The organism is Flavobacterium erigeronis (genome assembly GCF_054075165.1).
This window is the reverse complement of record NZ_JBSKGP010000013.1, coordinates 101,547-123,026: the sequence shown is the minus strand read 5'-3', so window position 1 is coordinate 123,026 and position 21,480 is coordinate 101,547. Positions and strand designations below refer to the sequence as shown.

22 protein-coding genes are annotated in these 21,480 nt (G+C 33.4%); 7 read left to right on the top strand and 15 right to left on the bottom strand.

Annotated elements, in window-relative coordinates; translation table 11 throughout:
- Positions 1 to 2: 2 nt before the first annotated feature.
- Entirely contained in the window at positions 3 to 1,382 is a 1,380-nt protein-coding gene (locus tag ACWA1F_RS22305) for a sialate O-acetylesterase (RefSeq protein WP_456897053.1), read from the bottom strand.
- Positions 1,372 to 2,472: an SGNH/GDSL hydrolase family protein gene (locus tag ACWA1F_RS22300; protein ID WP_456897051.1), complete on the bottom strand. Its 1,101-nt coding sequence runs from the start codon at positions 2,470 to 2,472 to the stop codon at positions 1,372 to 1,374. The genes ACWA1F_RS22305 and ACWA1F_RS22300 overlap by 11 nt, the downstream gene beginning before the upstream one ends.
- Positions 2,473 to 2,689: 217 nt before the next feature.
- Here ACWA1F_RS22300 and ACWA1F_RS22295 point away from each other — a divergent pair, with 217 nt between their 5' ends.
- Entirely contained in the window at positions 2,690 to 3,199 is a 510-nt protein-coding gene (locus ACWA1F_RS22295; RefSeq protein ID WP_456897049.1) for a C40 family peptidase, read from the top strand.
- Positions 3,200 to 3,422: 223 nt separating this feature from the next.
- On the opposite strand, the gene ACWA1F_RS22290 is transcribed toward ACWA1F_RS22295, so the two are convergent.
- Positions 3,423 to 5,003, bottom strand: a complete 1,581-nt coding sequence (locus ACWA1F_RS22290) for a L,D-transpeptidase family protein (protein ID WP_456897047.1) — start codon at positions 5,001 to 5,003, stop codon at positions 3,423 to 3,425.
- A gap of 336 nt (positions 5,004 to 5,339) precedes the next feature.
- Positions 5,340 to 5,756, bottom strand: a complete 417-nt coding sequence (locus tag ACWA1F_RS22285) for a DUF1573 domain-containing protein (RefSeq protein WP_456897045.1) — start codon at positions 5,754 to 5,756, stop codon at positions 5,340 to 5,342.
- A gap of 163 nt (positions 5,757 to 5,919) precedes the next feature.
- Between ACWA1F_RS22285 and ACWA1F_RS22280 the strand changes: the two genes are divergently transcribed.
- Positions 5,920 to 7,185, top strand: a complete 1,266-nt coding sequence (locus ACWA1F_RS22280) for a sensor histidine kinase (RefSeq protein ID WP_456897043.1) — start codon at positions 5,920 to 5,922, stop codon at positions 7,183 to 7,185.
- A complete protein-coding gene (locus tag ACWA1F_RS22275; RefSeq protein WP_456897042.1) occupies positions 7,182 to 7,868 on the top strand; it encodes a response regulator transcription factor in 687 nt (228 codons plus the stop codon). Before ACWA1F_RS22280 ends, ACWA1F_RS22275 begins: the two co-directional genes overlap by 4 nt.
- Positions 7,869 to 8,173: 305 nt before the next feature.
- On the opposite strand, the gene ACWA1F_RS22270 is transcribed toward ACWA1F_RS22275, so the two are convergent.
- The gene (locus ACWA1F_RS22270) at positions 8,174 to 8,479 is read right to left on the bottom strand and encodes a GIY-YIG nuclease family protein (RefSeq protein WP_456897041.1); all 306 of its coding nucleotides are present in this window, start codon (positions 8,477 to 8,479) and stop codon (positions 8,174 to 8,176) included.
- A gap of 95 nt (positions 8,480 to 8,574) precedes the next feature.
- Between ACWA1F_RS22270 and ACWA1F_RS22265 the strand changes: the two genes are divergently transcribed.
- Positions 8,575 to 9,339: an MBL fold metallo-hydrolase gene (locus tag ACWA1F_RS22265; RefSeq protein ID WP_456897040.1), complete on the top strand. Its 765-nt coding sequence runs from the start codon at positions 8,575 to 8,577 to the stop codon at positions 9,337 to 9,339.
- On the opposite strand, the gene ACWA1F_RS22260 is transcribed toward ACWA1F_RS22265, so the two are convergent.
- Complete coding sequence (locus ACWA1F_RS22260) at positions 9,336 to 11,534, bottom strand: B12-binding domain-containing radical SAM protein (protein ID WP_456897038.1); 2,199 nt, start codon at positions 11,532 to 11,534, stop codon at positions 9,336 to 9,338. The genes ACWA1F_RS22265 and ACWA1F_RS22260 overlap by 4 nt on opposite strands.
- 254 nt (positions 11,535 to 11,788) lie before the next feature.
- Positions 11,789 to 13,057 (bottom strand): MFS transporter, encoded by a 1,269-nt coding sequence (locus ACWA1F_RS22255; RefSeq protein WP_456897036.1) that lies wholly within the window; start codon positions 13,055 to 13,057, stop codon positions 11,789 to 11,791.
- A gap of 268 nt (positions 13,058 to 13,325) precedes the next feature.
- On the opposite strand from ACWA1F_RS22255, the gene bshC reads away from it, so the two are divergent.
- From bshC to ACWA1F_RS22240, 3 genes are all read left to right on the top strand, one after another.
- Positions 13,326 to 14,915 carry a bacillithiol biosynthesis cysteine-adding enzyme BshC gene (gene bshC / locus ACWA1F_RS22250; protein ID WP_456897034.1) on the top strand — a complete coding sequence of 530 codons (1,590 nt, stop codon included), beginning with the start codon at positions 13,326 to 13,328 and terminating at the stop codon, positions 14,913 to 14,915.
- A gap of 125 nt (positions 14,916 to 15,040) precedes the next feature.
- Entirely contained in the window at positions 15,041 to 16,309 is a 1,269-nt protein-coding gene (locus tag ACWA1F_RS22245) for an acyltransferase family protein (protein WP_456897032.1), read from the top strand.
- Between the two features lie 206 nt (positions 16,310 to 16,515).
- A complete protein-coding gene (locus ACWA1F_RS22240) occupies positions 16,516 to 16,935 on the top strand; it encodes a nucleoside-diphosphate kinase (protein ID WP_223704072.1) in 420 nt (139 codons plus the stop codon).
- Between the two features lie 119 nt (positions 16,936 to 17,054).
- Here the strand turns inward: ACWA1F_RS22240 and ACWA1F_RS22235 are convergent, their stop codons facing one another.
- From ACWA1F_RS22235 to ACWA1F_RS22200, 8 genes are all read right to left on the bottom strand, one after another.
- A complete protein-coding gene (locus ACWA1F_RS22235) occupies positions 17,055 to 17,351 on the bottom strand; it encodes a DciA family protein (protein WP_456897030.1) in 297 nt (98 codons plus the stop codon).
- The gene (locus ACWA1F_RS22230; RefSeq protein ID WP_456897028.1) at positions 17,332 to 17,772 is read right to left on the bottom strand and encodes a lipocalin-like domain-containing protein; all 441 of its coding nucleotides are present in this window, start codon (positions 17,770 to 17,772) and stop codon (positions 17,332 to 17,334) included. The genes ACWA1F_RS22235 and ACWA1F_RS22230 overlap by 20 nt, the downstream gene beginning before the upstream one ends.
- A 343-nt stretch (positions 17,773 to 18,115) precedes the next feature.
- Positions 18,116 to 18,286, bottom strand: coding sequence for a hypothetical protein (locus ACWA1F_RS22225; RefSeq protein WP_456897026.1), 171 nt, complete (start codon positions 18,284 to 18,286; stop codon positions 18,116 to 18,118).
- A gap of 6 nt (positions 18,287 to 18,292) precedes the next feature.
- Positions 18,293 to 19,246, bottom strand: coding sequence for a signal recognition particle-docking protein FtsY (gene ftsY, locus ACWA1F_RS22220; protein WP_306156121.1), 954 nt, complete (start codon positions 19,244 to 19,246; stop codon positions 18,293 to 18,295).
- A gap of 188 nt (positions 19,247 to 19,434) precedes the next feature.
- Entirely contained in the window at positions 19,435 to 19,587 is a 153-nt protein-coding gene (locus tag ACWA1F_RS22215; RefSeq protein WP_008468081.1) for a DUF4295 domain-containing protein, read from the bottom strand.
- A 74-nt stretch (positions 19,588 to 19,661) separates the two neighbouring features.
- Complete coding sequence (gene rpmG / locus ACWA1F_RS22210) at positions 19,662 to 19,844, bottom strand: 50S ribosomal protein L33 (protein WP_008253902.1); 183 nt, start codon at positions 19,842 to 19,844, stop codon at positions 19,662 to 19,664.
- Between the two features lie 27 nt (positions 19,845 to 19,871).
- Positions 19,872 to 20,108 carry a 50S ribosomal protein L28 gene (rpmB, locus tag ACWA1F_RS22205; protein ID WP_008468080.1) on the bottom strand — a complete coding sequence of 79 codons (237 nt, stop codon included), beginning with the start codon at positions 20,106 to 20,108 and terminating at the stop codon, positions 19,872 to 19,874.
- Positions 20,109 to 20,179: 71 nt separating this feature from the next.
- Positions 20,180 to 21,433: a competence/damage-inducible protein A gene (locus tag ACWA1F_RS22200; protein ID WP_456897020.1), complete on the bottom strand. Its 1,254-nt coding sequence runs from the start codon at positions 21,431 to 21,433 to the stop codon at positions 20,180 to 20,182.
- Positions 21,434 to 21,480 lie beyond the last annotated feature (47 nt).

The following is a 21,480-nucleotide window of genomic DNA, read 5'->3' as shown; positions in this document are numbered from 1 at the left end:
AATCATTCAGAAATAAAACAAGAAGCAGGCAAATTCGCTTTATTAAACAAATCTGATTGCGTTGTATTTCCCCATGCAAACCTCACTTTTGCAGGATTAACTACTTTCTTACTTGTCAAAACCACCTGATTATTTTGTATGGAAGCTTCTGCTGGATAGAAAATTCCATCTGCTCCTGCGACTTCAAATTGATTCGATTTTTTGTTTTTAAAATAAAGTCCTTCAGCATAATCAAAAGAAACAATTGCTTTGTTTTTTTCGGTTTTAATGTCTTTAAAAAGCGGTCCGTTTACCAAATTGGAATTGGTTTTATACGTCTCCGCTAAAGCCAAATTTGCCAAACGAATTCCGACCGATTTTTTATTTTTTGGATGAATATCAATCGTATCTGAAATGTCTGAAGTTAAAACCATTCCAACATTATTCACTTCTTTTAATAATTTTCGTTGCGAATTTCTAACCGTGACATTCGAGAAATTATTACTTCCCGTTTTAAAAGGCCCTATCTGAACATAATAAAAAGGAAACTCGTCTTTCCATTCTTTTCGCCATGAAGAAATTAACGCGCCCAATGTTTTATCATAAACCAAAGAACCAACATTCGATTCTCCCTGATACCAAAGCGTTCCTGCAATTTTAAAGCCTACAATTGGATAAATCATTGCATTATATGCGCGTCCAGGTTGTCTTGGTCCGTATTCCTGTTCGTTTAGTTTTTTAGCATTTTCTAGTAAAAGCGGATCGTTATTTACCACTTCTTCGGGCATCCAGATTTCCGCAGGAGTTCCTCCCCAATTCGAAGAAATTAATCCGATTGGAACATTTTTTAAATCTTCGCGAAGGCGTTTGGCAAAAAAGTAACCAATAGCACTAAAATATTTCATCGTTTCTGGGGTCGATTCTGTCCAATTTCCCAATAAATTATTTTGAGGTGTTGTAGCAGTTAATTTCGGAACCGTAAAAAAACGAATATTCGGATTTGTAGCGTTTTTCATTTCTTCTTCGCCATCATCAATTCCCCAGCTTGCAGACATTTCCATATTCGATTGTCCCGAACAAAGCCAGACTTCACCGATTAAAATGTTTTTTAAAACCACTTCATTATAGCCTTTTATAGAAATCGTAAAGGGCCCGCCGGCTTCCGGAGTTTTGATTGTCAATTCCCATTTCGCCTGATTATTAGTAACAGTTTTATATTCCTGATTGTTCCAGCTTGAAATCAGTTTAATTTCTTCTTTAGGATTTCCCCAGCCCCAAATTTTCACTTCGGAGTTGCGCTGTAAAACCATATTATCACCAAAAATATTCGGAAGAGCCACGTTTGCCATCATAGTACTGGAAATCAATAGAGAGAAAACAAACTTAAAAATATTATTTTTCATTTAGTAACTTCTTTAAAAATGGAGCATATTCATCTGCCAAAACTTTATGATCTTCAACATCTGGATGTCCAGAACAACCTTTTGGTGTCATCGGTTTGAATTTGAAAATCTGAATTTCTTTTTGCTTTTTATCTTTCGCGAAAGCGGCTTTTACTTTATTCAGACAATCTTCGAAAACAGCGCCATGTTCACCGCCTACCATCGGACTGTTGGTAATTACGATCTGCACATTCGGATTGTGTTCGTAAAGCATTTTGATGAAATTGATGTAATTCGAAACATACTTTTCAGCATTAAAAGGCAGACGCTCTTTCTTTCCATCTCCGCCAGAAAAATCATTCGTGCCTAACGCAATACTTATAATATCAGGTTGAAAAGCAAAATCATATTTTGGCTTAGAAGCATCTTTCGTTAAATACAAATTCTGATAAACATCAGGCATTATGGCCTCGTCTTTATTCTCGTCATTCCAATTACGGTACATTCCGATTCCAGAAACACAGCTCATTAAATAATCAACGCTAAGTTCTCTCGCAATTCTTGGCCCGTATGCATAATATCCGTTATGGTGATCCATATATTCGCCTTTATCACAAGGAACATCAGCAGGATCACTCGCCGCACCACATGTAATAGAATCACCAATAAATTCGATTTTCTTTCTCTTTTTAAATGAAATCGAAGTCAGTTTTGCTGTAGTTCCCGCAAATAAAATATTACCGCTTTGTGCTTCGGTATTTTTATAGATTTCTAAATGATGTTCTTTTTTTTCTGAAGTAACTTTAATTGGAAAAGATTGCACTGCTCCTTTCTCAATTTTAATCTTTCCTATGTATTTCCCATCTAAAACCAACTGAACATAATTATGATGCTCATAAGAATCAACACTTTGTAGAGAAATCGAACATTCTTTTCCCGTAAAATTGAATGAAACCGAAGCCGCAGTTCCGATTAAAATGACTTGATCATTCTGCAATTTTTCGACTCTTCCTTCGTATAAGAAAGTTTTGCTGGCATTTTGAGTTTGTGATGTCGAAAGGACCGAAATCAGCAAAAACAAAATTAAAAGTGCTCTTTTTTTGAGAAACATAATTTATTTGTTAAAATATAAATACGATTCACAAATATATTGGAAAGAGAATATCTAGAAAGATACTAAAATGTCAAAAAGCAATAAAAAAACACCACATAAACACATCATTTGAAAACAAACTTGGCTTATTTGTATTTTTTAGGGTGTTTTTGTTCTTTTTAAAATAAAATAACAGTTTATATTTAGCGTTTAAAATTGATATAAAACTAAAAAAATGAGATCGCGCGTATTATTATTTTTAATTTCTGCTATTTTGCTTTCTTCTTTTACCTTAAAAAAGAAAGAATCTCAAATAGCCGTTTCAAACAATAAAATTCAAACTGAAATCAATCGCGATTCTATCATTGTTTACGCTAAAAAATATTTGGGCACACCTTACGTATATGCGAGCAGTAATCCGCAAAAAGGTTTTGACTGTTCGGGATTTGTAAGTTATGTTTTTAAAAATTTTGGATTAACGCTTCCGCGAAGTTCTGGCGCTTATAAAAATTTAGGAAAAACGGTGAAACCTGAAGACTTTAAAGTCGGTGATATTTTAGTTTTTTATGGTTATAAAGACAGAACCATCATTGGACACCTCGGCATAATCTGCGAAGCCAACGGAATGCAGTCAAAATTTATTCACGCTTCTTCTGGAAAAGCACAACAAGTTACAATTACAGCGCTAGATACAGAACATTATACCAAACGCTTTTATAAGTGTATTGATGTTTTGTCTGAATAGCTTTTTTTAGCCACAAATTACACGAATTGCACTAATTATTTCTTTTATTATTTTACCGCAAATTACACAAATTTTCACAAATTTTATTTCGCTACGATTAAATATGCCACAGATTAAAAGGATTAAAAAAGATTAATCTGTGGAAATCTTTTTATCACGATAGCTATCGGGAGTGGCAAAAAAAGAAATTTGCGAAAATTTGCGTAATTTGTGGTTTAAAAAACTACTCTTCAGTCAATAGTTTTATCAAACTTTCGTCTCGACTGTAAATGTCTTTGTAGAAATTTAAATTTCCTTCGCGGTCAACCCAAGCGGTAAAATAACCAATATAAACTGGGACTTTTTTCTTAAGCGTATACCAGTTTTCTTTTCCAGCATGCATGGCTTTATCAATTCTTGCCGGATTCCAAGCTGGATCTGGCTTCAATAATTCGATTGCTAATTCACGTGGTTTTGCTACACGTACGCAACCGTGGCTAAACGCTCGGCTTTCTCTTTCGAACAAACTTTTTGAAGGTGTATCGTGCAGGTAAATATTACTTGAATTCGGAAATAAAAATTTTACCAAGCCTAAAGAATTGTTTTTTCCAGGCAATTGACGAACGGCACCATTATTCCACTCCAGATTTTTCTTTGCTAAATAATTTTTATCCCTAGCCATTCCAGGTTTAATTTCGCTTTTGATAATACTCGGTGGCACATTCCAATACGGACTGAATACAATATTATTCATCATTCCGCTGAAAACAACGGTTTTTGTCATCGCCCTTCCAACCACAACTGCTGAAGTAAAAGCAATTTTTCCATCTTCAATTAAGTACAATTTAAACTCTGGAATATTAACTTCAATATATTTCTGCCCTTTTTCCAATTCAGGATCAATCCAACGGCAGCGCTCCATATTGACAATAATGGTTTTAATACGCTCAGAAACTGGAATATTTAAATCGTTAATATGCTCTTTTAAAATGATGTTTTTTGGCGAATAACCATGACGGATTTCGTAATTCTTAATCGCTTTTATCAAAGTCGTGTCGCAAATCGCACTTTTAGTATCTTCTTTAATGTCTTTGGTTACAAAAAGCCTTTCTCTAATCTGCGCAACTGTATTTGAAGAATCTCCAACTTTTAAGCTTTTATAATCTTCCCCTATTTCAATAGTTTTCCAACCGCCGTTTTTCTCAATTTCTCTATATTCTTTCAGTGCCTCACGAAGTTTGTAATACTGACTGAACATCTTTCTTTTCTTATCGTCAAGAATTGTCGATTTTTTAAAAATAGAATCAGAAAGCACTTGGTAGTTGAACTTTTTTCGCGGTAAAAGCCATTCTAAGGAAATACTAGTTTTTTCGTCAAAACCTGCATAGACTTTTTCGGCATAATAGTAATACAAGTTAGAAAGCAGTAAATCGGTATCTTCTTTGGAAAGTTTTTTGGCTGGATTATTTTCAAAAACGGAATTCAGCTGTTCATTGTACGGATAATTGGTTTTTAATCCTTCCTCACCCAAATTTTTGTACTGATTGAATAGTGTATTGGCAAATTCGACAATTCCTTTATTGTCCTGCCACAATTGAGTCGATTTATTTTTTTGATATAAAGAAGTTACATCACCTTTAAATTTATCCAATTTCGGATAATTTTCATAGAATTTTGCAATACGAACGCTGTCGATTGTAAGTTTTAATTCTGGAATTTTTTCAACTGTTTTTATCGCATTTTCTTCTTTTTTATCTGCTTTAGAATTACACGAAAAAAAAGCAAAAAACACAACTGCAATAAGAGGCGAATACCAAATTTTCATAGCTTATAATTTTCATTAAAAGTAAAAAATTTTCTATTAAATCAAAATTTAGAAGTTAAACTTAACAGTTGAATTTAGAGGAAATGCATTTTATTCCTGCCTGATTTTTTTACCGCAAAGAGCGCAAAGGTTTTTTATAGAAAGAATATTCTTCATACATATTTTAAGTTCGCAAAGCTTATCTGTCAAAGCTTTGCGAACTTAATCTTTTGCGAAATCTTAATTAAAAAATCCTTGCGCTCTTTGCGGTTAAAATTTAGACAAAGCAAAAAATAAAAAGCTCCAAACAATTTTCATGTCTGGAGCTTTTGCCATATAACCAACCTATTAAAAATCTTAGATAACCGTACCCTTTAAAGTAAGTACTTTTGGTGTTGTTTCTGCACTAGTTGTTACAGTAACTGTTTTTGTAAAAGCACCTTTGTTTGCAGCGTTGTAAGTTGCAGTAACTTTTGCAGATTTACCTGGCTGAATTGGTTCTTTTGTATAATCTGTAGCTGTACATCCGCAAGATCCTTGCACGTTTTTAATTACTACAGCTGTTTTTCCTGTATTTTTAAATTCGTAAACAATTGCTTTTGGAGTTCCTTGTGGAATTTGTCCAACGTCAATTGTTTCTGCTTTCCAAACAATTGTAGGTCCAGCCTCTGCAGCAATTTTAGTTTCTGAAACTAAAGATTGTACTGGAGCAATTGCTGAAAAAGACATTAGGCCTAATGCCAAAGCTAACATCGAAATTTTGATCATTTTCATAACTGATATATTTAAAATGGTTTTTAGTTCAACTTGATATTACAAAGGTAATTCAGACAAATTCAAATCGCTGTTAACTGGTTTCAAACGTTTGTTAATGACTTGTTAATCGCTTATTTTCAGGCTAAAATTCATTAATATTACACTCTTAAATTTCCTATTCTTGAAAATTAATAAACTCAACAGCATCATTATCTTAGGATTGGTAGCCATCATTAGTATTCTGGTGGCACAATTGCTATGGACAAAAGAGGCTTTTACAATTGAACAAAAAAAACTGAGCCAGAAAGCGCATATTGCTTTGCTTGAAGTGGCTAAAAAATTATACGAAGGAACGAATCACGAACTTCCAGTACAGAATCCGGTACAGAAAATTGCAAATGATTATTATATCGTAAATGTCGATAACGAATTTGAGCCTGATATTTTAGAATTTTATTTGAAAACGGAATTCAAAAAAATGAATATCACGACCGATTTTGAATATGCGATGTACAACTGTCAAAGCGACGAAATGATTTATGGTGATTATATTTCGCTTTTTAAGAAAAAAGCAGAATGCAAGAAAACTGTTTATTTTCCTAAGCATAAAAATCTGGTTTATTATTTCGCTGTTCGTTTCCCAAATGAAACGACTTATTTATTCAGTTCAATGCGATTTTGGTTTATTCTTTCAACGGCATTAATTCTGATTCTGCTGATTTACGTTTATTCAATTTTCACCCTTTTACAGCATAAAAAATATTCAGAATTGCAGCGTGACTTTATTAATAATATGACGCATGAATTTAAAACGCCGCTGGCTTCTATTCTTATCGCTTCCAAATATTTGATTGAACAAAAACCAATTAAAGAAGATAAGAAACTTTATACGTATACAGATATCATTATCAATCAAGGAAATAAGTTAAACGGGCATATTGAGAAAATTCTAAATATTGCAAAATCTGATTATGCGCCTTTGGAAATCAAGAAAGAAAGTGTTTTAATTATTCCTATTATTGAAGAAACAATCGAAAATATTCAGCTGAAATATCCAGATGCTTCCATCAAAATTGAATCTTCCTCTAAAGATTATGTATTAGAAACAGATACTTTTCATTTTGCCAATTTAGTTTACAATTTGCTGGATAATGCGATAAAGTACTGTAACGAAAAGCCAGAAGTTACTATTAAAATTACCGAAGATAATAACTGTCTAAAATTGGAGTTTATTGATAATGGAATTGGGATTAATCCTAAAAAAATATCTTTTATCTTTGATAAGTTTTATAGAGTTCAAAATGAAAAGAGCAATGAAGTTAATGGGTTTGGACTTGGTTTATACTATGTAAAAGAAATCTGCAGTCTGCAAAACTGGAAAATAAAAGCCGAAAATAATCAAGAAAAAGGTGTTACCTTAACTTTATCAATTCCTTACAAAAAATGAGAAACTTCAAAATACTTTATGCCGAAGACGACGAAACTCTTGCGTTTTTAACCAAAGACAATTTGGAGCAGAATAATTATGAAGTTATTCATTGCTCTGACGGAAAATCGGCACTTAAAATTTTTGAAGAAGAAGAATTTGACATCTGTATTTTTGATATTATGATGCCAAAAATGGACGGTTTTGAACTTGCAGAAGCGGTTAGAAAAATAGATGTTGACGTTCCTATTATTTTTCTTTCGGCTAAAACTTTAAAAGAAGACCGAATTAAAGGCCTGCGTTTGGGTGCCGATGACTATTTGGTAAAACCTTTCAGCATTGAAGAATTATTATTGAAGATTGAGATTTTCTTAAAGCGTTCTCAGAAAAATATTCCTCTCGCAAAAACAATTTACGAAGTAGGAAAATATCAATTTGACACGAAAAACTTTATTCTTTTCAACAATGAAGAAAAAGTTGGGTTAACTCAACGAGAAGCTGAATTATTAAAACTTTTTCTAGATCATAAAAACTCTGTTTTGAAAAGAGAGCAAATTTTAACCTCTTTATGGGGAACCGACGACTATTTTATGGGAAGAAGTTTGGATGTTTTTATTTCGCGTCTGCGTAAAATCTTAGCCAATGAACAGGGAATTTCGATTGAAAACCTACACGGAATTGGGTTTCGATTTTCTATTGGGTAAATTCTGAGCATTATCCTAACACGTAATATTTGTCATCCTGACGAAGGAAGGATCTCCGTAAGTAGCTCGACAAAGTTTGTCGATTTACATTGCGGAGTTCCTTGTGGAGATCCTTCCTTCGTCAGGATGACAAACTAGACTTAAAATATCTTAACACACAGAATAACCACAACGATTTGTCATTCCGAGGAACGAGGAATCTACTCAAGTAGGTCGACAAAGTTTGTCGATTTACATTGCGGAGTTTCTTGCGGAAATCCTTCCTACGTCAGGATGACAAACTTGACTTAAATTAGGATTCTGAATTAGTATTCTAAAAATTCTAATTCAGGATTCATCGTTTTGATTAGTGCGAGCTTTTTCTCTCTTGTCCAACCTTTTATCTCTTTTTCTCTAGCAATAGCCTCCTGAATCCAAGTAAATTTTTCGTAGTAAAGCAAAAATTCTACATTATATTTTGAAGCAAAAGTTTTATTCTGTACTAAAATATTGTCTTTATGCTTTTGTATTCTCTTTTTAAGATCGTTAGTAACACCAGTATAAAAAACAGATTTAGCTTTATTAGTCAAAATATAAATGAAATAGGTATGAAAACCTTCTTGTAAATACATAAAATTAAATAATAACAATTGTGCTAAAAATAAAGAAAAATCTGTAAATATTTTTTCGAAAAACTTTGTATTTTTAATATCTAATTTTCTCGGATATGAAATTACATCATTTGCGAAATGCCACTTTGGTAATTGAAACAGAAAAGCATGTCATTTTAGTTGACCCAATGTTAGGTAAAAGAAAAACAATTCCGCCTTTTACAATTTTCAGATACAAACCAAAACGAAATCCTTTAGTCGCACTGCCCAAAAACAGCCGTGAGATATTAAGTCGTGTTACACATTGTTTGATCACGCATTTACATCCTGACCATATCGACAAAGCGGGAGAAGTTTTTTTAAGACGAAAAAGCATTCCTGTCATCTGCAGTTCTAAAGATGAAAAAGCTTTAGTTCAAAGAGGTCTTAGTGTAATTCAGACTTTGGAATATTGGGAACCGCAAAAGTTTTTGGATGGAAAAATTACTGGAATTCCTGCTATTCACGGTTATGGTTTTATTGCTAAATTGATGGGAAATGTTATGGGATTTCTTATTGAATTGGCAGATCAAAAATCGATCTATATAAGCTCTGATACCATTTTTACACAACACGTAGAAAAAGTGCTAACCCAATTGAAACCAGACATATCTATTGTTGCCTGTGGTACCGCAAGATTAGATTTTGGTCAGCCATTATTAATGCGAATGGATGATATTTTGAAATTTGCTACACTTGCTCCTGGGAAAGTTCTCGCCAATCATCTAGAAGCTTTAAACCATTGTCCAACAACAAGACTGCAATTAAGAACTGCGCTTTCAGATCATGGACTTTTGAGTAAAACTTCTATTCCGAATGATGGGGAATGTATTGAATATTAAAGGACCAATAATCCAAATTCTCTTAAAGTATTTACAGGTTTAGAATACCAGAACAATTCAAAATCTTCAAGCGAAGTTTCAAAATCATTTTTGACTTCCTGAAAAGTATAATTTTTAGTACCAGAAACGTTTATTTTCGATAAAATCGAAACAAGCCACTCGCCTTCTTCTTTGCTGGTCTGAATATCGAAACTTTCTTTTTTGTCGTGAAAAGTCAACGACATCATTTCCCAGCTTCTTCCTTTTTTTGATTTTGTAAAAGCAGATGCAGAAGGTTTTCCGCCAAGCCAAACCACTTTTGCATTTGGTTTAGTGTTAAAATCGTTTTGTTCTTCTAAAGCATTAAAAATAAAATCAGGGTGAATTTTTGTTTTCGGAATTTTAAAATCGAACCAATCCTGAAGTTCGTAATCAAAACAGATTCCGTGCATGAAATTGAAAAGCGATTTCTTTAATCCGAAACTAAATTTATCGTGATTAATTCCTGTTGAATCCGTGTATTCTATATCATTGTTTGCAAAAGTTCCAATGGCTTCTGTCTTTTTGGTTACACCAAATTGTTCTGGATACAATCCAACTGGACTATGCGCTGTAAGTGCAAACTGATGCCAAAAACCAGACTGCAAAACTCCTGCTTCAAATAATTGGCGAACCATTTCTAGACTATCAACCGTTTCCTGAATTGTTTGTGTTGGATATCCGTACATTAAATACGCATGCACCATGATTCCAGCCTCGGTAAAATTTCGGGTTACTTTTGCCACTTGTTCAACCGTTACACCTTTATCAATCAATTTTAATAATCGGTCTGAGGCTACTTCTAAACCTCCTGAAACGGCAATACAGCCAGAAGCTTTCAGTAAAAGACACAAATCTTTTGAAAAACTTTTTTCAAATCGAATATTCGTCCACCAAGTTACAGCCAATTTTCGTTTTAAAATTTCAAGAGCCAAAGCGCGCATCAAAGCTGGCGGTGCAGCTTCATCCACAAAATGAAATCCGTTTTGACCTGTTTTTTCGATCAATTCTTCTATTCGGTCGCAAAGCAAACTTGCGGCAACAGGCTCGTACACTTTTATATAATCTAAAGAAATGTCGCAAAAAGTACATTTTCCCCAATAACAGCCATGCGCCATTGTGAGTTTATTCCAGCGCCCGTCACTCCACATTCGGTGCATCGGATTTACGATTTCGATAACCGAAATATATTTATCCAAAGGAAGATCGGAGTAATCCGGAGTTCCTACATAAGCTTGCTTATAATCGTGCTTTAGAGAATTGTTTTTATAAACGACTTCTCCGTTTTCAAGTAGAAATGTCCTTTTAAAAGAAGCTGAATCTGGATTTTCTAAATGAAAAATTAATTCTTCAATTGGAACTTCTCCGTCATCTAAAGTGATGAAATCGAAAAATTCAAAAACGCGTTTATCAGAAAGTGAACGCAATTCTGTATTAGGAAAACCGCCTCCCATTGAAATTTTAATTTTTGGATGATGTTCTTTTACCCATTGCGCGGATCTGAAAGCGCTATACAAATTCCCTGGAAAGGGAACAGAAATTAAAAACAAAGTGGGTTTCACAGCTTCTATTTTTTCTTTTAAAATCGAAATTAAAATCGAATCGATATAGGTTGGATCTTGCTGTAAAGCTGCGTACAATTCATCAAAAGAATTGGCGCTTCTTCCTAAACGTTCGGCATATCGGCTAAAGCCAAAGTTTTCGTCAACACATTCTACTATAAAATCTGAAATATCTTCAAGATATAAAGTAGCCAAATGTTTTGCTTTGTCTTGCGTACCCATGGTTCCAAAAGCCCAATCGAGTTCTTCTAACTGTGCAAAACGAGAACCTTCTGGGAGAAAATCTTCCTGACAAATCTGCAAAGCCAAAGTTGGATTTTTTCCCTGCAAAAACTGAATTACAGAATCTATCGTTTTGATATATTCGTCTTGAAGCGCAAAAATACGCTTAGAATTATCTGAAACATCAGAACTTGAAACTTGAAATTCTGAAACCTGAAACAAATCAATAAGTCCTTTCTTAGAAAACAATTCCAAAATCACATCAATACCCAAATCTGCCTGAACCGATTCTATATTTTTAGTGTTTAGAAAGCCTTTTATATACGCCGTTGCCGGATACGGGGTATTCAGTTGGGTAAATGGCGGCGTGATTACAAAAAGTTTCGTTTTCAAAAGGATTTTTTTTTGCAAAAATACGGCTTATTGTGGATTTTTTGACGAAAAGATTTTATTGCATTATTCCAAGAAAAGAATCCGAAGGATTCAAATGTTTATAGAAAAGAGTTGTCACGGTGAATACGACCCTGAAAGGGTCGAATGTACAACGCAATCTTTATGCTATAAACATTTGAATCCTTCGGATTCGACACAAAAAAACCTCCAATTAAACTGGAGGCTTTTCATATTTAAAACTTTATCTTATGGTTTTAAAACTTATGTTCGTCCTTACTAATCACCAAAAATGAAATTAAAGATATCAGCGCGGCAGCAACTAAATAAAAGCCTACATAACTGACATCATACGTCTTAGCTAACCAAATTGCAATCATTGGTGCAAAAGCGGCTCCAAGAATCCCCGCCATATTGAAAGTCAACGAAGCTCCAGAATAACGAACATTGGTTGGAAACAATTCCGATAAAAATGTTCCTAATGGACCATAAGTAAATCCCATTAAAGACATTCCTATGCAGGCAAAAATGGCAACCAGAGTAATATTCCCTTCACTTAAAAAATAAGAAAAGAAAAATCCGAAAACGGCAATCGCTGCTGTTGCAGCAATAAGCATTTTACGGCGTCCTATTTTATCTGCCACTACTGCCGAAACTGGAATAAAAATGGCAAAAAACAACACAGAGAATAATTGAATTAATAATCCGTCTCTTTTTACAATTCCTAAATCTGAAGTCGCCCAGCTGAGCGTGAATACGGTCATTAAATAGAAAACCAAGAATGTTGTTATGGCGGCAAATGTTCCAAAAATAAGCTGATTTTTGTATGATTTTACCAGTTCTAAAAATGGCACTTTTACCTCTTCTTCCTCCTTTTTAGCATTTTCAAACGAAGGTGTTTCCGTAATTTTTGTTCGAATATAAAAACCAACAATAACTAAAAGGGCGCTGGCAATAAAAGGAATTCTCCAACCGTAGTTCATAAAATCTTCATTGCTCATAGAATCTGTCAACAGCAGAAAAGTTCCTCCCGAAAGCAGCAATCCGATTGGAGCTCCCAATTGCGGGAACATTCCGTACCACGCACGTTTGTTTGGCGGAGCATTTTCTATCGCTAATAAAACGGCTCCTCCCCATTCGCCTCCTAAACCAACACCTTGTCCGAATCGGCAAAGCATTAATAATAATGGCGCTACAACTCCAATACTTTCATAACTTGGCAAAAATCCGATCGTTACGGTCGAAATTCCCATTGTCAATAAAGCCGCAACAAGCGTAAATTTACGTCCAATCTTATCGCCATAATGTCCGAAAAATGCAGATCCCAATGGTCGCGATAAAAAGGCAATAGAGAAAGTTGCTAAAGATTCCAGAGTCGCCATTGTCGAATCTGAGCTAGGAAAAAATAATTGTGGAAATACCAATACGGCTGCATTGGCATAAATATAAAAATCAAAAAATTCGATTGTAGTACCAATTAGACTTCCGAAAAGGACATGTCTCAAAGAATTCTGTTTAGGCTTCATTTAAAATAGATATAACTTTTTTATTGCAAAAATATAGTTTCATTATTAATAATTCATGTTTACAAGAATTAGTTTTAAAACACTTATGCTTTTTTAACAAATACAATGTGATTTCGATTTAAAAACAACACATTTCGCTTCATTTTAAAAACTTGATTTTATGCATTTTAAAACAAAAATTAAAAATCAATTCTTAAGCAATTGTTAATAGCGTTTTTAACTGTATATTTTCATTAAATTTACAGCTGTCAAAAATAAATTTAAAATTATGCCTACCGACTGTATCAGCTTTCAAACTTCTGGATATTTCTCTAAATTAATGCAAGATTACTTAGATCAAAAACCAGAGTTAAAACCGCTGTACAACCATTTTCCAAGCCTAGAAAATTTCGAAAAACAAATAGCTGAAAAATCAGCCAATTTTAATCATAGCAACCGAACTGTATTGGTTGAAACTCTTAAGAAACAATATCAAAATATTGAAGCTTCAGATTTAACCAATCAGAATATTTCGCTTTTAGCGCTCGAAAACACTTTTACCATTACAACTGGACATCAGTTAAATCTTTTTAGCGGGCCGTTGTATTTTTTATATAAAATTATTTCTACTATTAATTTAACTAAAGAATTAAAATCGAAATATCCATCGTACAATTTTGTTCCCATTTACTGGATGGCTACGGAAGATCATGATTTTGAAGAAATTAATTATTTTAATTTTAAAGGAAAGAAAATCCGCTGGAATGCAGAAAGTACTGGCCCTGTCGGAAGACTTTCAACTAACGGACTAGAAGACTTGTTTGAAGTTTATTCTAAAGAATTAGGTTCGAGTACTAATGCCAATATTCTAAAAAAACTTTTTGAAGACGCGTATTTAAAACATGAAAATCTTGCTGATGCAACCCGATTTTTAGCCAATACCCTTTTCGCAAATTACGGTTTGGTTATTATTGATGCAGACAATGCCGATTTAAAACGCGCTTTTATTCCGTTTGTAAAAGAAGAATTAGAAAATCAAACTTCTTTTAAAGCTGTTCAAAAATCAATTGAAAAGCTTTCAAATTATAATGTTCAGGTAAATCCTCGTGAGATTAATTTATTTTATATTGAAGATAAACTTCGCGAAAGAATCATTTTTGAAAATGATAAATATCTGGTGAACAATACCAAAATCTCATTTTCTAAAGAAGAAATTCTAAAATTACTAGAAAGCAATCCTGAAAAATTCAGTCCAAACGTAATTATGCGTCCGTTGTATCAAGAAATTATTTTACCAAATCTATGTTACATTGGCGGAGGCGGAGAAATTGCTTATTGGTTAGAATTAAAAGATTTCTTTGATGCCGTAAATATTACTTTCCCAATATTACTGGTTCGAAATTCAGTTCTTTTAGCAACTGAAAAACAAGTTAAAAAAGCAGATAATCTAAATTTAACTTGGAAAGATTTATTCAGTAAATCAGAGAATTTGGTTAACGAAATTACACATAAACTTTCTCCATTTCCAATTGATTTGACTCCACAAAGAGAAGCACTTGAAAAACAGTTTGCTTATCTTTTTGAATTGGCCAAAAAGACCGATAAATCTTTCTCAGGCGCTGTAAAAGCACAAGAAGTAAAACAAAAGAAAGGTCTAGAAAATCTAGAGAAACGTTTATTAAAAGCACAAAAAAGAAAACTCGCAGATCAAATAGAACGTGTTACCGATTTACAATGCGAATTATTTCCTAATCAAAGTCTTCAAGAACGTCAGGCTAATTTTTCTGAATTTTATTTAGAAAAAGGCGAACAATTGATTCCGCTTTTGATTCAGAAACTAAAACCTTTAGAACATAATTTTGACATTATAATCATCTAAAAATAATTATCTTTAGAAATTTAAAAGCAATAATTTTAGGAACAAATAACCAGCACATCTCCTAGATTACTGCTCTCTCAAACCAAATAGAATTATATTTTATAACCTATTAACTAACTAACCTAATGGTAAGAGAACGCCTAATTTCGCTTGATGTCTTTCGCGGACTGACTATTCTATTGATGACTATCGTAAACAATCCCGGTGATTGGGGAAATGTTTATCCGCCGCTTTTGCACGCGCATTGGAACGGCTGCACACCAACCGATCTTGTATTTCCGTTTTTTATTTTTATAATGGGAGTCGCCTTACCGCTTGCAATGCCAGAGAAAAAATACGACGAAACTACATTCAATAAAATCCTGATTCGTTCTTTAAGAATGTTATGTTTGGGGATTTTCTTCAATTTCTTTGGAAAAATTCAGCTGTTTGGTCTCGACGGAATCCCACTTCTAATAGCAAGACTAATCATTACTTGTGCGGTTGGTTATGCTTTAATGGGCAGCTTCAGCACTCGATTAAAAAACATCTTTGCTTTCGGCATATTAGCCATTTATCTCATCTTAGCTTACGGCGGATTTGAAAATTATCAAGATGTTCGTCTCCCTGGAGTTTTACAGCGTATTGCAGTAATATATTTTGTTGTTTCTCTTCTATATCTAAAAACAACTCGAAAAGCTCAAATTTTAACTGGAGTAGTTTTACTTTTTGGATATTGGGCAATAATGACTTTAATTCCCGTTCCTGGAGTTGGAGAAGCCAATTTAGAAAGAGGCACCAATTTAGCCGCCTGGGTTGACAACATACTTTTAAAAGGGCATATGTATCACGAAACCAATACTTGGGATCCAGAAGGAATTTTAAGCACATTGCCATCAATTGTAAATGGAATCATCGGTTTATTCATCGGCCAAATTTTACTGCTTAATGTCACCAAAATTCAAAAAGCCCAAAGAATGGGTATGATAGGCACCGCACTAATCTTTTTCGGATTAATTTGGGATTTAGTTTTCCCAATAAATAAATCAATTTGGACAAGCAGTTATGTATTATACACTACAGGATTGGCAACTGTTTGCTTAACTGCTTTGTATTATATAATTGACATAAAAGAATATAAAAAAGGCTTTAAACTATTCGTGATTTGGGGAGTAAATCCAATGATTGTTTTCTTTGCATCACAAATTATTCCGCAGGCATTGACAATGATTCGTTTTCAGCATCCAGCATCTGGCGAACAAACCAATCTTTTAGATTATTTATACCGTTTCGGAATTGCTCCATTCTTTAGTAATCCAATGACTGCATCTTTAGCAGGCGCATTGACATACGTTGCCATCTGGACCTTTATATTATGGATTTTCTACAGAAACAAATTAATTTTTAAAGTGTAAAAACTTTCACCATATAAGTTATATAAGATCATTTAATTACACAACGCATCAATATTTTGTCTTTTTTAAAGAAACTTATATAACTTATATGGTTTAAAAATATCTTTCTTGCTCAAAACATCATTGTAACCTATTTAAATTATGAATTTATTAAAATCAATTCATAAAAAAAGTATACTTTTGCACAAAATTTAATAAAATATAAAATGGCAACAAATAGAACTTTTACAATGATTAAACCAGATGCTGTTGCAAACGGACACATCGGGAATATCTTAGCAATGATTACTAATGGTGGTTTCAAAATCGTTTCATTAAAATTAACTCAATTAACTGTAGCAGATGCTAAAGCATTTTACGCAGTTCACGCAGAAAGACCTTTCTACGGAGAATTAGTTGAATTTATGTCTCGCGGACCAATTGTTGCTGCTATTTTAGAAAAAGAAAACGCAGTAGAAGATTTCAGAACTTTAATTGGAGCTACAAACCCAGCTGAAGCTGCTGAAGGAACTATTCGTAAAGCATACGCTACTTCAATCGGAGAAAACGCAGTTCACGGATCTGACAGCGACGAAAATGCTGCTATCGAAGGTGCATTCCACTTCGCAGGAAGAGAGCAATTCTAATAATTTTAGATTTCTGAATTTAGATTTTAGATTTAAAAATCTCATAAAAAAAACATCCGCCGAGGCGGATGTTTTTTTTATATAAACTTAGCAGCTTAGAACCTTAGCAACTCAGAACCTTATCTCAAGATCACATCCTTCACCACTTCGCGCCCAAGCTCTTCATTGATCATTTTCACAATTTTATACTTTCCATGAGCCAATTCTTCGCGCAAAACAGAAGAACCTAACTCAACATAAAGCGTACTCCCTTTAAGGACAACATTTTTAGTATACGTATTCACACCACTACCCATAAGGTTTTTCCACGCATCACGCACATCAATTTGGTCCATTCCAGCCTGCAATTTATTGACCTGAATAATCTGCTGCAAAACAGCACTTATAGGAGTTTCGTTATTTAGTCTTTTCGCCATCGTTCAATAAATTTATAGGTGCTGCTTTTTTATAATGATATTCTATTTTTTGCGGGTTTTTAACCACCAATTTGTCATCAGAAAGCGAGATAATTTCTTCGCTCCATTTTGTATAATCCGTTTTATAATCTAAGAAAACCTGCTCTCCAGTAAAACGAACCGATACATTCTCAAAAGTATCTGTAGTTAAAAAAGTGCCGTCGAATTGTGGCATTACTTTCGTTCGAACTCCTTTATTATTTTTAATCTGAAAAAAATCAAAAGTCTCGTTCATTTTATATTCTTTCTCTTCACCTTTCGCAAAAACCACTTTTTCAATTTCCCAATAGCCATTCAATTTAGCAATATCTGCCGGTTTTATTTCCTGTTTGCAACTCACAAACAATAGCGAAACAAACAAAACTATAAAAGTGTTTTTCATAAATAAAAATATTAAAATTTATTCTTTTTAACCAGAATGAAGTCGAAGAATTAGGAGCTGATTCCTGCTGTCCGCTGTATTCCCGATGAACAAAAACTACAGCTAAAAAGCTTTGTTTTTCTAAATCGGGAGATGCCGCTCCCATCAGGGCTAGGGTTCCCGTTTTCCAAAAAAATTCTCGGACTACAAAGATAACCTTATAATGATCAAAAGAAATTTTTATCTCTTAATTTATTTTTTCAATAAAAACTAAAAAAAATGAATGCTTTATATCAATAAAAAATGAGCCTTTAAATCAAATACTTAAAGACTCATTTATATTTTTTATTCTTACTATTTATTACTATTTATTACTTTTTATTCTCTTTAAAACTCCTAAAAAGAATAAAACTACACCAGCAACAAGCAAAATATAATAAACAGAAAGGTTCTTATCTTTAAAAACATTTGCTAAAACAAAACTGATAACGCTAGCAAAATAAAAAGTAAGAGCAGATATATTTTTGAAATCCATTATAAATTATTTAAAGAAACTATCTACGAATTCGTATTTATTAAAAACTTGCAAATCTTCAATTCCTTCACCAACCCCAATATATTTAACCGGAATTTGAAACTGATCTGAAATACCAATTACAACACCACCTTTCGCAGTTCCGTCCAATTTAGTTACAGCTAACGAAGTTACTTCTGTCGCTGCTGTAAATTGTTTTGCCTGCTCAAAAGCATTCTGACCAGTAGAACCGTCTAAAACTAAAAGTACATCATGAGGCGCATCAGCAACCACTTTCTGCATTACACGTTTTACTTTTGTCAATTCGTTCATCAAGTTGATTTTATTATGAAGACGACCAGCAGTATCAATAATCACCACATCTGCATTTTGAGCTACAGCTGATTGCAAAGTATCAAAAGCTACAGAAGCGGGATCACTTCCCATTTGCTGTCTTACAATAGGAACACCTACACGATCTGCCCAAACTTGCAATTGGTCAATTGCCGCCGCACGAAACGTATCTGCCGCTCCTAAAACCACATTGTGACCCGCTTTCTTAAACTGATAGGCCAACTTTCCAATAGTCGTTGTTTTTCCAACACCATTTACACCAACTACCATTAAAACATATGGTTTCTTATCTTTCGGAATTTCAAATTCAGTTGCTTCACCCGTATTGGTTTCAGACAATAAAGCACCTATTTCATCACGAAGAATCTGATTTAATTCTTCTGTTCCTAGATATTTATCTTCAGCAACACGTTTTTCAATTCTTGAAATAATTTTCAAAGTCGTATTTACTCCTACATCTGAAGCCACCAAAACCTCCTCCAGATTATCTAAAACATCATCATCAACTTTAGATTTTCCTGCTACGGCCTTGCTTAACTTCGAGAAAAAAGTAGTTTTCGTTTTTTCAAGACCTTTGTCTAAAGTCTCTTTTTTTTCGGTAGAGAATAATTTTTTAAAAAAACTCATTTTTTGTAGATTATTTAGATTTACTAGATTTCTTGATTTTCAGACAAGAAACCCAAATCTTTAAAGAAAGCGCAATTGTTTTTCAAAAAAAGACAATTTGTTACGATTCTTCAAATTTTTAGACAAATATAGGTAATAAAAAAGCTACTTCCGAAAGAAAGTAGCTTTTCTATATAATGTAAATGTAATTATTTCTTTTTCAAGAATTCATCAACTTCTTCAGGAGCCATAATAGATTCTACGAATGTATATGCACCAGTTTTAGGAGATTTCACCATTTTGATGGCTTTTGATAATCTCTTAGAAGATGTTTGTAACGATGCTACGGTTTTCTTTGCCATGATTCAAATGTTATTGAACTTTTCATAAAACTCGAATGGCCAAACCATTTGAGATTTATAAAAATCTCTAATTATTACTTAATTTCTTTGTGAACAGTTACTCTTTTTAAGATTGGATTAAATTTTTTAATCTCTAATCTATCTGGAGTGTTTTTTTTGTTCTTAGTTGTAATATATCTAGAAGTTCCTGGAACACCAGAAGTTTTGTGCTCAGTACATTCTAAAATTACTTGGATTCTATTACCTTTCTTTGCCATCTTGCTATATATTTATTTAGGAAAAGATTATTTGATAAATCCTTCTGACTGCGCTTTTTTCAAAACTGCAGTGATTCCATTTTTATTAATTGTTTTTATCGTAGATGCTGCTACTCTAAGAGTAATCCATCTATCTTCTTCTGGAAGATAAAAACGCTTTTTAACTAAGTTTACAGAAAACTTTCTCTTAGTTTTGTTCATAGCGTGAGAAACGTTATTTCCTACCATCGCTCTTTTACCTGTAAGGTCACAAACTCTTGACATTATACTTATCTTTTATCGTTATTCAAAATCAGGGTGCAAAGAAAAGAAAAATAAACCATTGTAGCAAAAAATTATTGCACAATTTTTAAAATTTCTTTCTGCAATATTTCTAAACTCTTAACTGTTGCCCTATCTATCACTTTTTCACGCGGTTGTCCAAAGTTAAATTCTTCCACAATTACGCCGTTTGGTGTTGCCAAAGCAATAAAAACTGCACCAATTTCAGCATCAGAATCGCCTTTTGAAGGGCCTGCATTGCCCGTCGTTGCTATTGCGTAGTCGGTTTGCATTAAATTTTTCACATTCGAAGCCATTACAGATGCAACTTGCGCGCTCACAACAGAATACTCCTCAACTAAATCTTTGGAAACTCCCAAAACATTTATTTTAGCTTCGGTCGCATACGAAACAACACTTCCTTTAAAATAAGCCGACGCTCCAGGCACAGCAGATAACAAAGAAGCCACTTTTCCGCCCGTAAAACTTTCTGCTGTTGCAATCGTTTTATTGTGCTTAGCCAACATTTTACCTACAACCGCTTCTATTGTTTCATTTTCATCATAACCTACTATAATATCATGAATAATAGCATCTAGTGAGGTTACATTATCTTCTATTGCTTTTTCCAAAAGCTCTTTATCTGTTCCTCTCGCAGTTAATCTTAAACGTACACGGCCAGGATTTGGCAGATAGGCCAGTTTTATAAACTCTGGCAGATTATTTTCCCAATGTTCGATACGCTCTGCAACTAAACTTTCGCCCTGACCATAAGTCAAAATGGTTTTATGAATAATATAAGGGCGTTTGTACTCGTGAACAATCTTTGGAATTATTTCTTCCTCAACTAAATATTTCATCTCGTACGGAACTCCAGGAAGCGAAATAAAAACGGTGTTTTCTTTTTTCATCCACATTCCAGGCGCAGTACCAACTTTATTTGGCAAAACGGTACATTTTGAAGGAACCAATGCTTGATCCTTATTCATTTGAGAAATTGGTCTTTTATAAAAGCCTTCTATTAATTCTGTCACATGCGCTAAAACTTTCTGATCTACCACCAGTTCATCATCAAAATAATCACAGAATGTTTTCTTTGTAACATCATCTTTTGTTGGACCAAGTCCGCCAGTAATAATTACAACATCTACTCTATTTTGAAAATGAGAAAATGTATCTAAAATATGCTTTTTATCATCGCTAATAGAAAGCATTTCTGCTACCTCAACTCCAATTCTGTCCAGTGATTTAGCAATAAAAGCTGAATTTGTATCAACGATTTGGCCAATTAAGATTTCATCTCCAATAGTAATAATAGCTGCTTTCATATCAGTGAAGTATTTTTTTTCCTTGCTTACGCAAGTCAATAATTTAT